Annotated in this window: 15 protein-coding genes; 3 read left to right on the top strand and 12 right to left on the bottom strand. The window is 67.4% G+C overall.

The genetic code is table 11. The annotated features are described in order from the left end of the window. Nucleotides 1-17 precede the first annotated feature (17 nt). Entirely contained in the window at nucleotides 18-506 is a 489-nt protein-coding gene (locus NL126_RS06565; protein WP_255198126.1) for a cation:proton antiporter regulatory subunit, read from the top strand. Continuing rightward, nucleotides 506-1,687: a cation:proton antiporter gene (locus NL126_RS06560; protein WP_255198125.1), complete on the top strand. Its 1,182-nt coding sequence runs from the start codon at nucleotides 506-508 to the stop codon at nucleotides 1,685-1,687. The genes NL126_RS06565 and NL126_RS06560 overlap by 1 nt, the downstream gene beginning before the upstream one ends. Here NL126_RS06560 and NL126_RS06555 read toward each other — a convergent pair. The 11 genes from NL126_RS06555 to NL126_RS06505 form a co-directional block, all read right to left on the bottom strand. Continuing rightward, complete coding sequence (locus NL126_RS06555; protein ID WP_255198124.1) at nucleotides 1,666-2,859, bottom strand: PQQ-like beta-propeller repeat protein; 1,194 nt, start codon at nucleotides 2,857-2,859, stop codon at nucleotides 1,666-1,668. The two genes, NL126_RS06560 and NL126_RS06555, sit on opposite strands and share 22 nt — an antisense overlap. 37 nt (nucleotides 2,860-2,896) lie before the next feature. Beyond that, entirely contained in the window at nucleotides 2,897-3,460 is a 564-nt protein-coding gene (locus NL126_RS06550) for a dolichol kinase (protein WP_255198123.1), read from the bottom strand. A 6-nt stretch (nucleotides 3,461-3,466) separates the two neighbouring features. Further along, a complete protein-coding gene (glyS, locus tag NL126_RS06545) occupies nucleotides 3,467-5,266 on the bottom strand; it encodes a glycine--tRNA ligase (protein WP_255198122.1) in 1,800 nt (599 codons plus the stop codon). Between the two features lie 4 nt (nucleotides 5,267-5,270). Then, nucleotides 5,271-6,119, bottom strand: a complete 849-nt coding sequence (locus NL126_RS06540) for a CBS domain-containing protein (RefSeq protein WP_255198121.1) — start codon at nucleotides 6,117-6,119, stop codon at nucleotides 5,271-5,273. A 175-nt stretch (nucleotides 6,120-6,294) separates the two neighbouring features. Further along, a complete protein-coding gene (locus NL126_RS06535; protein ID WP_255198120.1) occupies nucleotides 6,295-6,843 on the bottom strand; it encodes a DUF7529 family protein in 549 nt (182 codons plus the stop codon). A 48-nt stretch (nucleotides 6,844-6,891) separates the two neighbouring features. Continuing rightward, nucleotides 6,892-7,347: a DUF7555 family protein gene (locus tag NL126_RS06530; protein ID WP_255198119.1), complete on the bottom strand. Its 456-nt coding sequence runs from the start codon at nucleotides 7,345-7,347 to the stop codon at nucleotides 6,892-6,894. Next, nucleotides 7,347-8,897 carry an ABC transporter ATP-binding protein gene (locus NL126_RS06525; RefSeq protein WP_255198118.1) on the bottom strand — a complete coding sequence of 517 codons (1,551 nt, stop codon included), beginning with the start codon at nucleotides 8,895-8,897 and terminating at the stop codon, nucleotides 7,347-7,349. Before NL126_RS06525 ends, NL126_RS06530 begins: the two co-directional genes overlap by 1 nt. Continuing rightward, nucleotides 8,894-9,988, bottom strand: coding sequence for an ABC transporter ATP-binding protein (locus NL126_RS06520; RefSeq protein WP_255198117.1), 1,095 nt, complete (start codon nucleotides 9,986-9,988; stop codon nucleotides 8,894-8,896). The genes NL126_RS06525 and NL126_RS06520 overlap by 4 nt, the downstream gene beginning before the upstream one ends. Next, nucleotides 9,985-11,493: an ABC transporter permease gene (locus NL126_RS06515; RefSeq protein ID WP_255198116.1), complete on the bottom strand. Its 1,509-nt coding sequence runs from the start codon at nucleotides 11,491-11,493 to the stop codon at nucleotides 9,985-9,987. The genes NL126_RS06520 and NL126_RS06515 overlap by 4 nt, the downstream gene beginning before the upstream one ends. Nucleotides 11,494-11,495: 2 nt before the next feature. Further along, complete coding sequence (locus NL126_RS06510; protein ID WP_255198115.1) at nucleotides 11,496-12,578, bottom strand: ABC transporter permease; 1,083 nt, start codon at nucleotides 12,576-12,578, stop codon at nucleotides 11,496-11,498. A gap of 156 nt (nucleotides 12,579-12,734) precedes the next feature. Next, nucleotides 12,735-14,585 carry an ABC transporter substrate-binding protein gene (locus NL126_RS06505; RefSeq protein WP_255198114.1) on the bottom strand — a complete coding sequence of 617 codons (1,851 nt, stop codon included), beginning with the start codon at nucleotides 14,583-14,585 and terminating at the stop codon, nucleotides 12,735-12,737. Between the two features lie 299 nt (nucleotides 14,586-14,884). On the opposite strand from NL126_RS06505, the gene NL126_RS06500 reads away from it, so the two are divergent. Next, on the top strand, nucleotides 14,885-15,043 hold the full coding sequence (locus NL126_RS06500) for a DUF7556 family protein (RefSeq protein WP_255198113.1): 159 nt from the start codon (nucleotides 14,885-14,887) through the stop codon (nucleotides 15,041-15,043). Between the two features lie 71 nt (nucleotides 15,044-15,114). Here the strand turns inward: NL126_RS06500 and phaC are convergent, their stop codons facing one another. Then, nucleotides 15,115-16,518 carry a class III poly(R)-hydroxyalkanoic acid synthase subunit PhaC gene (gene phaC, locus NL126_RS06495; protein ID WP_255198112.1) on the bottom strand — a complete coding sequence of 468 codons (1,404 nt, stop codon included), beginning with the start codon at nucleotides 16,516-16,518 and terminating at the stop codon, nucleotides 15,115-15,117.

Raw genomic sequence — 16,518 nt, 5'->3', positions numbered from 1 at the left:
GGGTCCGTGTACCCGGTATGACCGTCTACGAGACCGACGTTCCGGGCGTCGGCAAGAAGTTCGAACTCGACCTCACCGGTGGGGCGCGCGCGGTCGTCCTCCTCCACCACGACGGCCGGGTCGAACTGTTCCGCCGTGACGCGCCCGACGCCGACTCGGAGAAACTCCTCGACCTGACGAGCCAGCAGTCGAACCACCTCGGCTCCATCCTCGAAGGGGCGTACTTCGAGAGCGTCGACCTCGACGAGATCTCCGTGCCGCTCGGCGACGCGATCCTCGAGTGGGTCGAGGTCACCGACGCCTCGCCCGTAGCTGGCGAGACGTTCGCCGACGCCGACATCCGTGCAGAGACCGGCGCGTCGGTCATCGCGGTCCAGCGCGACGGCGAAACGGAGCCGAACCCCGGCCCCGACACCGTCATCGAGGCCGGTGACGTCCTCGTCTCGCTGGGCACCCGCGAGGAGCAGCAGGCGCTCTCGAAATTCGTTCGCGAGACGACCGACTGATGGCGGCGCTGCTGTTCGAAGCGGGCGTCGTCCTCGCAGTCATCGCCGTCGGGGGCGCGGTCGCCACGCGGCTCGACCAGTCGGTCATCCCGGCGTACATCATCGTCGGCCTGCTCGTCGGTCCGTTCTCCCCCGTCGAGGCCCTCTCGGTCGTCGAGAGCCGCGAGTTCATCGACCTCCTCGCGGAACTGGGGGTCGTCCTCCTGCTCTTCTTCATCGGGCTGGAGTTCAACGTCGGCCGACTGGTCGGCAGCGGCGACCGGATGCTCAAGGCAGGAGGAATCGACCTCGCCGTCAACGCCGTCGCCGGCGGCCTCGTCGCGCTCGCGCTCGGGTTCGGCCCGCTCGGCGCGCTACTGCTCGCGGGCGTCACCTACATCTCGTCGTCGGCGGTCATCACCAAGACGCTCGTCGATCTCGGGTGGATCGCCGACCCCGAGAGCGAGGCCATCCTCGGCGTGCTGGTGTTCGAGGACGTCGTCATCGCCGTCTACCTCGCCGTCGTCGCGGCGCTGTTGAGCGGCGGCGGCACCGAACAGATCCTGGTCTCGCTGGGACTCGCCGCGGCGGTCATCGTCGGCCTGCTGCTGCTCGCGACCGTTGGAACCCCCTACCTCGACCGGGCGTTCCAGACGCCCTCCGACGAACTGTTCGTCCTCCGGGTGCTCGCGCTCGCCGTGCTCGTCGGCGGGACCGCGCTCGCGCTCGGCGTCAGCGAGGCCGTCGCCGCGTTCTTCCTCGGGACTGCCTTCGCCGGTACCGACCACGTCCACCGCATCGAGCGCGTCCTGGTGTCGGAGCGCGACATCTACGCCGCGGTGTTCTTCTTCGCCATCGGCCTCCAGACCGACCCCTCGACCGTCGCGGGAGTCATCGTCCCCGTGCTCGTCCTCGCGGCCGTCACGGCGGTTACGAAGTTCGCCAGCGGCTACGCCGGAGGACTCGCGTACGGCCTGTCAGGACGGCGAGCCGTCCGCACGGGCCTCGGCCTCGTCGCCCGTGGCGAGTTCTCGCTCGTCATCGCGGCGCTCGCGCTCTCGGCGGGACTGCCCGAGGTCGCGTCCGTCGCGGTCGGCTACGTCCTCGTGATGAGCGTACTCGGGACGATGGTGATGCGCTACTCGAGGCCGTTCGAGCGGCTGGCCGCCCGGGTCACCCCTCAGGCGAACGCGCAGACGTAGCGGCCGGCCGTGGCGAACAGCACGCCGTCCGCGGCGAGTGGCTGACCGAACGAGAACTCGCTCGCCACGGACCATCGCTCCTCGCCGGAGTCGGCGTCGAGCGCCCGAAGCCCCGCACCGCCGACGTACACTGCACCGCCGGCGACGGTGAACGGCGCCCACTGGGGGACGAACGACGGGAGCGCGGTGCGCCACTGCACGGTGCCGTCGCTCCGGTCGAGCGCCAGCAGAGAGTCGTCGCCTGACGCGTCGCTCACCTCCTCGTGGACCGGCGCGAACACGGTGTCGGCGGTGACGACGGGTGACCCAACGACGTAGTAGTCGGCCGGCGGGTCGACCCGCCAGCGTTCCTGCCCGGTGTCGGCGTCGAACGCCCCCATCGACGCGCCGCCGGCGTAGACGACGCCGTCGACGACGGCCGTGGGGGCGTTCCGGGTCGGGCCGTCACGGACGACGTCCCCCGTCGTGGCCTCGACCGCTCGCTCGCCGCAGTAGGCGATGCCGTCGACGACGGCCGGCGTCGTCCACGTTCCGGGCGAGGCGGGGACGCGCCAGCGCTCCGCGCCGTCGGCGAGCCCGAACGCCCGGATGCCGCCGCCACCGGTCGGCACGAGCGCGAGGTCGTCGGTCAGCGTCGGCGAGGCGACCGACGCGCTCTCCCGGAGCGTGCCGCGCCACGCCTGCTCGCCGGTCTCGGCATCGAGTGCGACCACCGCGTACTCACCGTCGTAGCTGTAGTCGCCGCGGTGGGTGCCAACGACGACTCGCCCGGCGTGGACGGCGGGTGCCGACCGAACCGTGCCGCCGAGGTCGTAGCGCCACGCCTGCTCGCCCGTCGCGGCGTCGAGTGCAGCGACGGTGCCGGCGTCGTCACCGACGAACAGCGTGCCGTCGGCGAGGGTACACAGCGGCCCCGCCGCCTCGTCGCGCTCGTGAACCCACGCGAGACGCGGTTCGTCGTCGGGCCCGTCGGACGTGACGCCGGCGTTTCGGGCGTCGACCCGGTACTGTGGCGCCGAGCCAGCGACCGATTCGATGGGGTTCTCCGCCGGGGGTGTCAGCGTCGGCTCCGCGTCACCGGGGGCGTCGACGAGGCTGGTACAGCCCGCGGCGGCGACCGCTGCGATGCTCCCTGTCGTCGCGAGGAACGCACGTCTGGAGGGCAGGGACATACCCGGTGGCTGTGGTGTGGCCGGTAAGTGTTTTCTGTCAGACCAGCCACAGTCCGACGGTGATGGCCGCGGCCGCCGCCGGGGGAATCGTGAGGTTGTCGTCGACGACGTAGCCCGCGACGACGGGTTTCACGCCGTCGGCGAGCGTCGCCGCCACCCCACCGAGGATCGCGGGCATCGAGGGGACGAACACGAGCGCGACGAGCGTCGAGAGCCCGAACGTCGCGAGCAGGACGAACGTCTGTTTCATCCGGCGCAACTCCCCCGAGCCGAGGAGCCCAGCCACTGGGTCGACGAACGCGAGCAGCAGGGCGCCGGGAACGGCGGCTTCCGGCCGGAAGAGCCACAGCGTCGCCGTGATGGAGAGGACGTACAGCGCGTAGCCAGCCAGCCCCTCCTGTTCGTACTCGCGGGTCAGTCGGTCGAAGACCGCGAGGTCAATGGTTCCAGAGAGCCGGAGCGCCTCCAGGACGAGCGCGAGGAGGCTCCCGGCGAGAAAGACGGTCTGCAACTGCACGTAGGTGAGGAGGTCGGCCACGAACGCGAGCGGGACCAGCCCGCCCGAGGCGTGAACGACGCGCCGTTCGACCTCCGCGTCCATCGGTCGCTACGCGACGCGGTGGACGTTCGGGTCGGAGAGCAGTTCCGCGAACGTGGTCTCGCCGGCCCGCAACTCAGAGAGGATTGCCACGAGGTCGCCGACGGGGACGCGGGCCTGCTCGGTGGAGTCGCGGTCGCGCAGCGTCACGGTCGCTGCGTCGTACTCCTCCTGCTCCAGGGTCTCGTGGTCGACCGTGACACAGAACGGCGTACCGACCTCGTCCTGTCGGCGGTAGCGGCGACCGATGGAGCCCGACTCGTCGTAGTCGACCTCGAAGCCCGCCGACCGGAGGCGGTCGAGCACGTCCTCGGCGCGCTCGACGAGGTCGGCGTCGTTCGAGACGAGCGGCGCGACACACGCGAACGTCGGCGCCAACTCGGTCGGCACCGAGAGATAGCTCCGGGTCTCGCCTGCGACCTCGTCCTCGCCGTAGGCGTGGGTGAGGACAGTGTAGACGAGTCGGCCGACACCGAAGGAGGGCTCGACGACGTGTGGCGTGATGTGTTCGCCCGCCTGGGTCACCTCCTCGACCGAGAAGTTCGCGACGTCGGTGTCCACGGTGTAGGTGTCACCGTCGACGTCGACCTCGACGGTGTCGGCGTCGAAGGCGTCGGGGTCGCGCTCGGCGAGCGCCTGGAGTGCCTCGCGCACGTCCGCGGCGGCACCGCCGAACTCGGGACCGAGGACGGACATGTCGGGGTCCACGGTCGCTCGCTCGACGGTCTGCGGCTCGTCGTACTGCTTGAATATCGTGAAGTCGTCGCCCGAATACTCGCCGTGCTTCGAGAGATCGTAGTCCGAGCGGTAGGCGAAGCCGGTGATCTCGATCCAGTCGCCGCCCAACTCGGCCTCGGCGTCCCAGCAGTCCGCGGCGTAGTGCGCGCGCTCGCCCGAGAGGTGCTGGCGGTAGCGGAAGCGGGACATGTCGACGCCGATGCGCTCGTACCAGCCCGTCGCGAGGCCGAGGTAGTAGGCGACCCACGGCGAGGTGATGACCGCCTCGTCGAGCGCCTCCTCGACCGTCAGCTGCTGAAGCTCGCCGTCGTCCTTGTCCTGCTCGCGTGCCGAGTAGAGCGGCAGTTCCACGTCCGCGACCCGCTCGATGGGTGGTTCGTCCTCCTCGGGGTCGATGAAGTGCTCCAACTCGGCTTGCGTGAACTCGCGGACGCGGACGAGTGCGCGTCGTGGCGAGATCTCGTTGCGGTAGGCGTTGCCGATCTGTGCGACGCCGAACGGCAACTGCCCGCGGGCGTACTCCTTCAGCCGCGGGAACTCGACGAAGATGCCCTGCGCGGTCTCGGGCCGGAGGTAGCCCGGCTGCGAGGAACCGGGGCCGATGCTCGTCTCGAACATCAGGTTGAACTCCTCGACCGGCTCGCCCGCGAGCTCGGTGCCACAGGCCGGACACACGAGCCCGAGGTCCGCGATGAGCTCCTGGACCTCCTCGATGGGGATGGCTTCGGCGTCCTCCACGTCGGAGTTGTCCTCGACGAGGTGGTCGGCGCGGTGGGACTCGCCGCACTCCGGGCACTCGATGATCATGTCGTCGAAGCCGTCGAGGTGGCCCGACGCCTCGAAGACGGGCTCGGGCATCACGTCCGGCGCCGAAATCTCCATGTGGCCTTCGCGGGTGACGAACCGGTCGCGCCACGCGTCCTCGAGGTTACGCTTGAGTGCTGCGCCCTGTGGGCCGTAGGTGAAGAAGCCCGAGACGCCGCCGTACGCTCCCGACGACTGGAAGAAGAAGCCGCGGCGCTTCGCGAGCTCGGCGACGGCCTCGAGTTCGGTGTTTCGCTCCTCGCTCATCTCCTTACAGCGCCTCCAGCAGGTCCGTGTCGCGCAGGATGCCGACGAGCTCGTCGCCGTTCATCAGCGGGATCTGCTCGATGTCCTTCGAGATCATCAGCTGGGCGGCCTCCGTCGCCGTCTTCGTCCGCGAGACCGTGACGAGCCCGTCCGTCATGACCTCGCTGACGGGCACCGCCGGCAGCTCGACGTTCCGCGTCGGGAGATACCGCGAGCCGATGGCCTTGATGCCCTCCCACTTCCAGTCGTCGTCCTCGTCGGCGATGGAGTCGCCCGTCGACTCCTCGCCCTCGACGATGCGGGCGACGTCGAGGAGGTCGACCTCGGTGAGCATCCCCACCGAGGTGCCCTCGTCGTCGAGGACGACGCCGTACGCCTCCTGTGCGTACGCGAGTTCGCGCTCGGCGACGGTGATGGGCGTCTCCTGGTAGACGCAGTTCACGGCCGTCTTGGCGAGCGGGCCGACCTCGCTGTCACCGTCCACGTCGCCGTTCGCCATCGCGCGGACGACGTCGGTGATGGTGACGATGCCGACGAGCGCACCGTCGTCGACCACGGGGACGCGCCGCTGGCCCTTCTCGCGGATGAGTTCGGCGACCGCCGCGAGGTCGTCCGCGGAGGTGACGGGCTCGACCTCGACGACGAGCAGCGCGAGCTGGTCCTCGTCGGGCTGGTCGATGAGCTGTTCGCGCGAGACGAGTCCGCGGAACTCCTCGCCGTCGTCGGTCTCTTTTACGACCGGAACCGAGGAGAACTCGTTGTCCTGCAGCCGGTCGAGTACGTCCTCGCGAGTGCCGGGAACCGTCGCCGTCACGAGCGACTCGCGGGGCGTCATGGCGTCAGCGACCTTCATACTCCCTTCCAGCCGTTCCCGGTACTAAGTCCTTGCACTTCTGGGGGAGCAGTTCACACACGAGCCCCCTATCTCAGCGACAGGGCCGCTCCCGGTGCTGTGGCTCGGTCGCTGGGGGTCGAACGGCCGAGAACTCAGTGGTCCGGCGCCGACCGCTCCACAGTCTGCCGACGAGTCAGGCTTCGTCTTCGAGCAAGGCGTCGTACGACTCGAAGTTCGGGAAGAACTTCTCCGGGGCGGCGTGCTCGAACGAGCCGAGGTGGGTGCCGTCGAGCGTCTGGACGTGCGTGTACGTCGTCTCCTCGCTGCGCGATTTGTTGATCATCTGGGTGGCGTCGCTGAGCGTGAGCGCCCAGCCGATGAGGATGGCCGTCTCGGTGTCCGGGTCGCGCAGCAGCGTCACGCCGAACAGCTGGCCGGCGACCTCCTGGCGAAACACGTCGTACTCGGGGTACTCGCCGGCCTCGAACGCCTCGACGAAGCCGTCGGCGTAGTTGTCCGGGATGACGTGAACGAGCCCGTAGCGGTCGGTGTCACCGACGTCGGGCGTCTCCGGGGCCGTCTGCCCGGCGGCGACGTAGAACGCATCCCAGCCCTGGTCTTCGAGCTCCGCGGCCATCGCCTTCATGTCGTCGATGGTCTCCGACCAGGCGTTCTTCTTGACGTCCACGTTCGACGCGATGCGGTCCACGTACTCGTGGTCGTCCTCGCCGATGTCAACCATTTGCCCGTGTTCGGGCGTCGCCGGGGTTGTATCTGTCGGTGCGGCGGCTCAGAGGAGCTGGAACGCCACGGCCTCGACGAGGTAGGAGACGAGCAGCATCAGGGCGCTGGCGACGAGCAGTCGCCCCCCGCCGGAGAGCCGTTCGCTGTCGGCGGGGTCGTACCAGCCGAGCGGGGGGAGGTCGGCCACCTGCTCGGAGAACCCCCCTTCGGCCGACCCGGAGTCGGGCAGTGACAGGCCGAACCGGGCGTTCTCCTTGTAGGGTGCTTCCGGGCGGAGCTTGAGCGCGCCGAACGCCATCGCCGCGAACCCGCCGAAGAAGAGGACGAGCTGCACGGCGAGCAGGGGGTTGACGAGCGCGAGCGCGTCGGGGCCGCGGCTCACCAGTGCGACCAGATAGGTGAGTGCCGCCGTGACGACGCCGGCGGTGAGCGTGAGCGCGAGGCCGTACTGGAGGCCGTCGAGCGCTCGCAACGCCCACCGTGGAGGGCGGCTCGTCGCCATCAGGCGTCGAAGACGTGGGTGAACATCGCCGAGGGCTCCTCGTGCTCGCTGTTGTGGCGGTGACACAGCGAGACGCGCCCGCTGTCGCTCACCTGCTCGTGGGCCGGCCGTTCGGCGTCACACTCGCTGCCGAACTCGTCGAGGAGGTACGCGAGCGCCTCGTCCTCCTTGTTTCCGGCGACGAGTTCCTCGGCGCGGTCGATGTGCTGCTGGACGCGGTCGGGAATCTCGATGCCCTTGAACACCTCGGCGTTGATCTCCGAGATGTCGGAGAAGCGGGTCTCCAGGCCGAGCAGCTCCCGCGCGACCTCGGTCAGCGAGCGGTCGGCGCGCGACCGCTCGCGGATGACCTCCTGGAGGAGCGAGAGCCCCTCCCAGAGGTCGTCGTCGATGTCGCGGTACTGCGCGGGGCGAATCTTTGCCGGACACCGCGTGGTGAACGGACAGCCCGTCGGCGGGTCACGCGGGCTCGGCGGCGTCCCACGAAGGGTGATGCGGTCCTTCTCCTGGTCGGGGTCCGGCTCCGGAATCGCCGACAGCAGCGACAGCGTGTACGGGTTCGCCGGGTCCTCGAACAGCTCCTCGGACGACCCGAGCTCCATGATGTTGCCGAGGTACATCACCGCCACCCGATCACAGATGTGCCGCACCACCGAGAGGTCGTGCGCGATGAACAGGTAGGTGAGCCCGAACTCGTTCTGGAGGTCGTCGAGCAGGTTGAGGATCTTCGCCTGCACCGAGACGTCGAGCGCGCTCACCGGCTCGTCGAGCACGATGAACTCCGGTTCGAGCGCGAGCGCGCGGGCGATGCCGATGCGCTGGCGCTGGCCGCCGGAGAACTGGTGCGGGTAGCGGTAGTAATGCTCCTCGCGGAGCCCGACCGTCTCGAGCAGCTGGCGGACGTGCTGGCGGCGCATCCGCGCCTTCGACTTGTTCACGTCGATACGGACGGTCGTGTTCGCGCCCGAGTCGACCTGCACGTCGAGGTCGCCCGTCGTGAGCGGCATCTCGTCGCGGAGCTCGAGCTCGTAGCTCCCGCCGGAGAGCCGGAGCGTCATGTCGATATCGCGCGGGCCAGCCTCGGGGGCCGCTTTGCGCACGTCGCCGTTCACCGTGGCGTCACCGCCCTCGACCCGAACCGAGAGGTTCGGCCAGTCGTGGACGTCGAGCGGCTCGCGGACGATCTCACCGACGGTCATCCGGTCGTTGAGCGAGGACTCGGGGTCCTGGAAGACGATCTGGGCGTTCCGTCGCCACCGCTTCAGGTCCGAGCCCGACAGCTCCGTGATGTCGCGGCCGTCGAACAGCACCTCGCCGTCGGTCGCGGTCTCGAGCTGGACGAGCGTCCGGCCGAGCGTGGTCTTCCCACAGCCGGACTCGCCGACGAGCCCGAGCGTCTCGCCGCGCTTGATGTCGAAGTCGACCCCGTCGACCGCCTTCACGGGGTTGTCGTTGATCAGTCCACCGCCCTCGTAGTACGTCTTGAGACCGTTCACCTCGACGAGGACCTCCTCGTCGACGGCCGTCTCGCGTTCGATGAGTTCGCTCATTCGTCACCCTCCGTCGGGTCGGTCAGCTCCGCAGTGGCGTCGCGCGCCCGGTGCGTCTCCACGGCGTCCTCGCGGCTCATGTCCTCGGGGTAGAGGAGACAGGCCGCGGTGTGTTCGGTCGACTCCCGCCCCACGTTCACGTTGACCGGGTGGACGGCGTCACAGGCGTCGAACGCCTTCGGACACCGCGGGGCGAACCGACAGTACTCCGCCGGCTCGTTCGGCGTCGGCACGTCGCCCTCGATGGTTCGCAGCCGCTCCTCGCCGGGGTGCATCCCCGGGATGGACTGGAGCAGTCCCTCGGTGTACGGGTGTTTCGGGTTGTCGAACAGCTCGCGGACCGGCGCCTTTTCGATCATCTCGCCGGCGTACATCACGTTCACGCGGTCGGCGATCTCGGCGATGACGCCCATGTCGTGCGTGATGAACATGATGGAGAGCCCGCGCTCATCCTGGATGTCCTGGAGGAGTTCGAGGATCTGCGCCTGAATCGTGACGTCGAGTGCCGTCGTCGGCTCGTCACAGATGAGTAGTTCGGGGTCGCAGGCGAGCGCCATCGCGATGACCGCACGCTGGCGCATCCCCCCGGAGAACTGGTGGGGGTACTCGCTCACCCGACGCCGGGCGTCGGGAATCGAGACGTCCTCCAGCAGCTCGATGGCCTTCTGGGTCGCGGCCTGCCCCGTGAGTCCTTGATGCAAGCGCAGGGCCTCCTTGATCTGGTTCCCGACCGTGTAGACCGGGTTGAGTGAGGTGAGCGGGTCCTGGAAGATCATCGCGATGCCGGAGCCCCGCAGCTTGCGGTAGTCGCGTTCCGACTTGCCGACGAGTTCCTCGCCGTTGAACTTGATGGACGAGCCGTCGAGGATGCGGCCGGGCGAGTCGACGAGGCCCATGATGGAGCGTGCGGTGACGGACTTTCCGGAGCCCGACTCGCCGACGATGCCGACGGTCTCGCCCTCGTCGATGTCGAACGAGATGCCGTCGACCGCCCGGATGACTTCCTTGTCCGTGAAGAACGCCGTCTGCAGGTTCTCGACCTGCAGGACGGGTTCGTTCGCGGCGCGGGTCTCGGTCGTCTGCATGCTCATCCGCCACCACCTCCGGCGGCCGCGACCTCGCTGCCGCCTTCGCTGCCCTCAGACTTGGGGTCGATGCCGTCGCGGATCCCGTCGCCCATGGCGTTGAACGCCGTGACGACGAGCACGATCATGACGCCGGGGATGAAGCTGATGTGCCACGACTGGGTGGCGACGTAGCTCTGCCCCATCGAGATGGCGCGGCCCCACTCGGGCGTCGGGGCCTGAATCCCGAGGCCGAGGAACGAGAGCGCCGAGGTGCCGATGATGATGCCGCCGATGGTCATCGAGCCGTAGATGAGCAGGTAGCCGACGATGTACGGCAGCATGTGCTTGCGCATGGTCGCCGTGGCGCGCTGCCCGTACGAGCGGGCCGCGTCGACCCACTCCTGCTCGGAGACCTGGAACGCCGGGCCACGCACGGCCCGCCAGAGGAACGGCCAGCCGGTGAACCCGAAGATGAGCGCTATCAGGAGCCCGCCGTTGTAGATGTTCGAGAGCCAGTGGTCGGCGAACACCACCGAGATGAGAATCAACAGTAGCAGTTGTGGGACGGTCATGATGGAGTCGCCCGCCACGACCACGGCGAGGTCGACCAGCCCCTTGTAGTACGCCGTCAGCAGGCCGAACGTGACGGCGAAGAAGCCGCTGATGGCGATGGCCGTGAGGCCGATGAACAGCGAGATTCGAGCGCCGGCGGCCATGAACGTGAACAGGTCCTTCCCGGGCGTGGGTAAGGTCCCGAACGGGTGGAACCGCGAGTACTGGTCGTACTGCCACGGCCCGGTGTTCTTCGTGCCCGCGCCGTTCGAGGCGGCCGCGAGGTTCGCCGTGCCGATGAGTACTTCCTCCTGCTGGCCGGTGTCAGGGTTGGTGTACGTGATGGAGTTCTCGTACGGGCTCTCGATGTTCGCTGCGACCGTCGTCGGCCCGAGCGCGGGCGCGAAGATCGCCATCGTCAGGAACATGAAGACGATGATGAAGCCGAACTGGCCCCAGCGGTGGCGGCGCAGTCGATTGACCACGTCGTCACGCGGCGTCCAGTCGGCGTAGCGGTAGTGCTCGCGGAACACGAAGTAGCCGCGCAGCACCCAGTAGACGAACACGAAGGCGTACGCGTAGATGAGCGTGACGCGGAGGAGCCACGCGTACTTCGGTGAGAGCCCCATGAACGTCCCCTCCCACGGGCCGTTGAACACGTAGTTCTTGTCGCCGGACTCGACGGTGATGATCCGGTCGACGCCGTTGACGTCGTACCCCTGGTTCGGGATGGTTTCGCGCGACAGCAGCGTCGGAATCTGCTCGGCTGCGGCGGCGACCGACGAGAGGTCGAAGCTGACTCCCGGGAGGAGCCCCACGACCGTGTTCGCGAGGTCGGCGATGGCGGCGAACGCCGCGCCGGCCTCCAGCACGAACAGCAGGAGGACCCCGGCGAACCAGAGGAGTGCCGGCCGCGGGTTCTCCCGGATGCGCTGGGCGAGTGATACTTCCTCGGAGGTCTCTGATAGCTGGCTCATTGTTAGTCGTCGTACCCCACACGCGGGTCGATGAGCGTGTACAGCAGGTCCTGGATGATGTTGATCGACAGCGTCAGCAGGATGAAGATGAAGATGAGCCCACCCGCGAGCGGGAGGTCACCCTGCACGACGGAGTCGAAGAACAGCTTCCCGATGCCGTTGATGGCGAACACGCTCTCGACGAGCACCGAGCCGCCGATGAGCAGGAACGCCTCGCCGGTGATGATGGGCACCAGGGGAATCAGCGCGTTGCGGAACACGTGCTTCCAGACGATGGTTCGGGGGCCGAGCCCCTTCGCCTTCGCCGTCTCGACGTAGTTCGAGTTGATGGTCTCGAGCACGGCGGTCCGGCCGATACGCATCTCGTTGCCCATCGACGACGACCCCAGCACGAGCGCCGCCGGCAGGATGTACTTGATGGCGGCAAAGAGGTTGGTGATGGCGGTCTGGAGGGCCGCGATGGAGATGCCGTCCTCGAGCGGCTGGTAGATGGTGTTGAGGTCCGGGGCGCCGATGATGCCCGGCGTCTGCACGAGGAAGTTCTCCCACGAGAAGCCGAACAGCGCCTCGGACTGGGTGAGCAGCCCAGAGAGGATGACGGCCAGCCAGAAGTTCGGCATGGCGCGCCAGACGATGCCGCCGAAGGAGGCCGAGTAGTCCGAGAACGTGTTGGGGTTCAGCCCGGCGTAGAAGCCCAGCGGGATCCCGATGAACAGCGCCACCAGCACCGACCAGAAGCCGAGCCAGATGGTCTTCGGTGCCCGCGACGCCATCACGTCGTAGACGGAGGTGCTGGGGCTGATGACCCACGACGTCCCCAGGTTCCCCGTGAACAGGTCGGTGATGAAGTCGACGTACTGCTGCCAGAGCGGGACCGGCACCCACTCTTCGGGACCGACGCGTCGTTCGAGGCCGAGCTGTACGGCGATTTCGTGGTAGGTTTGCGGGTCACCGGTCGGACCGAGGATGGCAGCGACGGGGTCCGTCGGGCCGACACGGATGATGAGGAAGGTGATAGACGTTGAGAACACCAGAACGGGTATCGCGAGGAGTACCCGCCGGAGGAAGTAGTTCCACCGGCTCATCGGTGCTCACCTCCCGTGCTGTGAAGGTCACTCATTATTAATTCGGCTATTGCGTGGTTACTGTTTACGGCAATTATCTCTTTCGTTCCTTCACGCCGTGTACACCGGCGCAGGGTGCGAAAAATGCGTCGTCGAAGTGTCGACGCGTGGTGTCGTTCAGTTGGTCGGCGCGTCGGCGTCCTTCCAGGTGCGGTGGTGCATCATCCGGCTGCTACCCATCGCACCGTGGAGCGGCATGTGCGTCCACTCGTAGTGCATCGGCTCGGAGATGCCGTGGAACGCGTTGATGAGGATGGCGTCCTCCCAGTTGGCCTCTTCGAGCGTGACGTACGCCTCGTTGCGCTTCTTCTGGGCCGCCTCGCTCGGCTGCGGGTTGTTCTCGACCTTCTTCCAGGCCTGCGTCGCGCGGTCCTTCGCCTCCGAGTCGACGTCGTCCCAGTTCGTGTAGGAGACGGGCGCGCTCTGCGAGGTGTCCGTCGCCGGCGGGTTGAAGAACTGCAGGAAGTTGTCCGGTGCCGGGTAGTCCGCGATCCACCCGAGCGTGTACGCCTCGAGGTTGCCGTTGCGGCCGCGCTCGAGCAGCGTGGAGAACTGCGCCTCCTCGATCTTCATGTTGATGTGGGCCGCGCCGAGGCGGTCGCGGATGATCTGGGCCATCTGGTTCCAGGTCGAGCTGACGTAGTGGGTGAACGTGAGCTCGTACTTGTTGTCCGGACCGTAGCCGGCCTCCTCCATGACGGCCTTGGCCTCGCCGATCTGGGCCTCGTTGTAGCCGTACGGGTAGTTCTCCTTCGCGTGCGTGTTGTACGCGTTGCCACCGCCCGGGTAGATGAGCGGGGGCGTGAAGTGGTACGCGGGCGCGACGCGGTTCTTGAACACCTGCTCGGCGAACTCCTTCTGGTTCGTCGCGTACGCGACGGCCTGCCGAACGGGCAGCGGCACGACTGCGGCGTTGAACGCGAAGTAGAAGGTGGACAGCTCGGGGACACGGGCGTACGAGACGGTCTCACCGTTCTGGAGTGGCCCGTAGGTCCCGCGCTCTCGACCCTGCTCGTCCGTGCGGTTGACGGAGACCTTCTGCGGGTCGTAGCGAGCGGTCGGGATGCCGAACGCGTCGGCGTTCTTGTTCTGGATGTACTGGAACTGTGCGTTGTCGTCCTCGATGACGGCCCAGTGGACGGCGTCGAGGTACGCGGGCTCCGAGTGGTAGTCCTCGTACTTCTCGACGCGCATGTCCTCGCCCTGGTTCCAGTTGTCGAACTGGAACGGGCCGGCGCCGATGGGGCTCTCCGTCGCGAACGTCTGGTACTCCATCTCGCCGTCGTACCCCTCGATGTCGCCGACGATGCCTTCCGGCACGACCGCGAACGAGGTGTACGCCATCATCTCGAGCGACGACGCGAACGGCTCGTCCTGGTTGACGACGAACGTCTTGTCGTCGGCGGCTTCGACGCCGAGCGACCCGGAGACGTAGTTCCCCTCGCTGTCGGTCTCGGCCGTGACGCCGAGGAAGTCGAGCAGGAAGCCCGCGCGTCGGGAGTTCTCGGAGGCCGCCAGGCGCTCCCACGAGTAGACGAAGTCCTGTGCGCGGACGGGGTCGCCGTTGTGGAAGGTGGCGTCCTTCAGGGTGAAGGTGAACTGCGTGAAGTCGTCGTTCGTCTCGTACGACTCCGCGAGCTGGTTCTCGACGGCCGCCTGCCCGAACGGATAGTTCGTCAGGGCGTCGAACACCTGCTGGATGACACGGCCACCGGCCGTGTCCGTGTTCGCGACGGGGTCGAACGTCGACGTCGTCGAGTTGATCAGCTCGAGCTGGCCGCCACGAGTGATCTCGCTCGGCGTCTCCGTCGGCGTCGCGCTTTCTTCGGGCGTGTCCGTGTCGCCCGGTTCGTCGGTCGGAGTCTCGGTCGAATCGCCGCCGGTACAACCGGCGAGTGCCGCGGCGCCCGCGGCGCCACCGGTCGCTTGCAGGAAGCGACGGCGGGAGAGGCTATTAGTGTCTGACATTCCGATGTGCGGTTTTTACCGGATGTGGTTAAACTTACCGTTGTCACTCCGCCACATCCCCCGGAGCTGTTGTTCTTCGTACTGTTCCCCGACGTGTCGTGTCATACGTCCACGTCTTCCTATCGATTATGTACGAAAATAGCTTCCGAAGGGTGAAAACAGGATTTCACCGTCTATGTCATTATCTATCACGACAGCTCGCTGTCTGTCGGTTTTCTCACCCCGTGTTGCCCCAGAAACGACGAAAACTGGCTGTCGATTCGTCATTTTTATATACTCTCTGTTAACTACTCACATACATGGCACCGGACTCCGCTGTCACGCAGAGCGCGGTCGGGCACGGTGAGGTCATGACGGCCGTCGACGATGGGCGTCTCCTCATCGCCGACGTATCTCGGGACGACGCCTGGCTCGCCATGCGAGCCGACGACGCGCCAGTCCTCACCGCGTATCGCTAGCGGAGTCACCACGTCTCCCGTCGAACTCACCGACTGGCGAGCCAGCGCGTCGAAAAATCGGTCGTCGGTCGCTAGGTGTCCTGCGCCTGCTCGACCCAGTCGGCCGCCCGCGAGGCACCCACCTGGGCGAGTTCGGCGACGGTCTCGGGGTCCGCGTCGGCGAGTTCGGCCACCGTCGTGATGCCGCCGTCGACGAGTCGTTCGGCGTACGTCGGACCGATGCCGCTGATGGCTTCGAGCGCACCGCCTTCGGTCTCTGCCGGCTCGTACGACTCCTCGTCGAGCGTCGACGACTCGTCGTCGGCCGGTTCGTCGGTGTCGGCGTCGGAGTCGACGACCGTCTCGTCGTCGAACTCGACCTCGACGGCCTCGCTCGACGAGCGGTCGAAGTACCAGTCGGCGACCTTCGGCCAGACGTCGCGGTGGCTCGACCCCGAGACGGCGAGCCCGATGTGGCCCGTCGGGTACTCGATGGTCGTCACGTCGTCGCTCCCGACGACGTCGTTGAACGGCTTCGACGACGCCGGCGGAATCAGGTGGTCGTACTCGCCGAGGATCTGGAGGACGGGCATGTCGATGTTCCCGATGTCGACGTGTTCGCCCCCGAGTTCGTACTCGTTCTTGTACAGCGAGTTCTGCTGGTAGATCTCGCGGAGGAACTCCACGTACGTCGCGCCCGCGACGTCGATGCCCTCCGAGAGCCACCGCTCCATCCGGGCGAAGTTCCGGACGAAGTCCTCGTTCTCGATGTTGTCGTACAGCCGGACGTACTTCGAGACGTAGTTGGCGACCGGGTCCATCAGCGCGAACCCCACGTCGAGCATCTCGGCGGGCATGTTGCCGAACGTCTCGGTGACCGCCTCGGGGTCGTAGTACTCCTCATCACCCCAGAGTTCGAGCACGCCGCCCGTGTCGTCGAAACACAGCCCTGCGGCCATCAGCCCCAGCGTTCGAAGCTTCTCCGGGTGGAGTGCGGCGTACATCACCGAGAGAGTCCCACCCATACAGTAGCCGAGGAGGTTGATGCTGTCCTGGCCCGACCGCTCGCGGACCACGTCGACGCAGTTGTCGATGTAGCGGTTGACGTAGTCGTCGATGGTGAGATGCTGGTCCAGCCGCGAGGGCTCGTTCCAGTCGACGAGGTAGACGTCGTGGCCGGCTTCGAGCAGGCGCCGGACCACGGAGCGGTCCGGCTGCAGGTCGAGGATGTACGGCCGGTTGATGAGCGCGTAGACGACGAGGATGGGCACGTCGTGCTGCTCGTCGGTCTGCGACTCGTAGTGGAGCAGTTCGAGCTTGTTCTCGGTGTAGACGACCTCGCTCGGCGTCTCGCCCACCTCCACCTCCTCCATCTCTTCGAGCCGGTCGTCGGCGACCTCCGCGCGCTCCATCGCGCCGGTCGTCGCTTCCAGCAGCTCACGCTGGGCGTTCAGGGCGAACGCGTAGGGGTTCGCCGGCACGTCTCCGTCGGACAT

Source organism: Halorarius litoreus (assembly GCF_024362405.1).
Classification (GTDB): domain Archaea; phylum Halobacteriota; class Halobacteria; order Halobacteriales; family Haloarculaceae; genus Halorarius; species Halorarius litoreus.
Note: the sequence above shows the minus strand (reverse complement) of the source record. Positions and strands in the feature narration are given on the sequence as shown.

Coding starts and splice junctions, on each gene's coding strand:
- glyS (WP_255198122.1), bottom strand. CDS start 5,266: ATGAGCGAGGAGCGAAACACCGAACTCGAGGCCGTCGCCGAGCTCGCG.
- NL126_RS06555 (WP_255198124.1), bottom strand. CDS start 2,859: ATGTCCCTGCCCTCCAGACGTGCGTTCCTCGCGACGACAGGGAGCATC.
- phaC (WP_255198112.1), bottom strand. CDS start 16,518: ATGTCCGACGGAGACGTGCCGGCGAACCCCTACGCGTTCGCCCTGAAC.
- NL126_RS06520 (WP_255198117.1), bottom strand. CDS start 9,988: ATGAGCATGCAGACGACCGAGACCCGCGCCGCGAACGAACCCGTCCTG.
- NL126_RS06535 (WP_255198120.1), bottom strand. CDS start 6,843: ATGGTTGACATCGGCGAGGACGACCACGAGTACGTGGACCGCATCGCG.
- NL126_RS06530 (WP_255198119.1), bottom strand. CDS start 7,347: ATGGCGACGAGCCGCCCTCCACGGTGGGCGTTGCGAGCGCTCGACGGC.
- NL126_RS06515 (WP_255198116.1), bottom strand. CDS start 11,493: ATGAGCCAGCTATCAGAGACCTCCGAGGAAGTATCACTCGCCCAGCGC.
- NL126_RS06540 (WP_255198121.1), bottom strand. CDS start 6,119: ATGAAGGTCGCTGACGCCATGACGCCCCGCGAGTCGCTCGTGACGGCG.
- NL126_RS06550 (WP_255198123.1), bottom strand. CDS start 3,460: ATGGACGCGGAGGTCGAACGGCGCGTCGTTCACGCCTCGGGCGGGCTG.
- NL126_RS06525 (WP_255198118.1), bottom strand. CDS start 8,897: ATGAGCGAACTCATCGAACGCGAGACGGCCGTCGACGAGGAGGTCCTC.
- NL126_RS06560 (WP_255198125.1), top strand. CDS start 506: ATGGCGGCGCTGCTGTTCGAAGCGGGCGTCGTCCTCGCAGTCATCGCC.
- NL126_RS06510 (WP_255198115.1), bottom strand. CDS start 12,578: ATGAGCCGGTGGAACTACTTCCTCCGGCGGGTACTCCTCGCGATACCC.
- NL126_RS06565 (WP_255198126.1), top strand. CDS start 18: ATGACCGTCTACGAGACCGACGTTCCGGGCGTCGGCAAGAAGTTCGAA.
- NL126_RS06500 (WP_255198113.1), top strand. CDS start 14,885: ATGGCACCGGACTCCGCTGTCACGCAGAGCGCGGTCGGGCACGGTGAG.
- NL126_RS06505 (WP_255198114.1), bottom strand. CDS start 14,585: ATGTCAGACACTAATAGCCTCTCCCGCCGTCGCTTCCTGCAAGCGACC.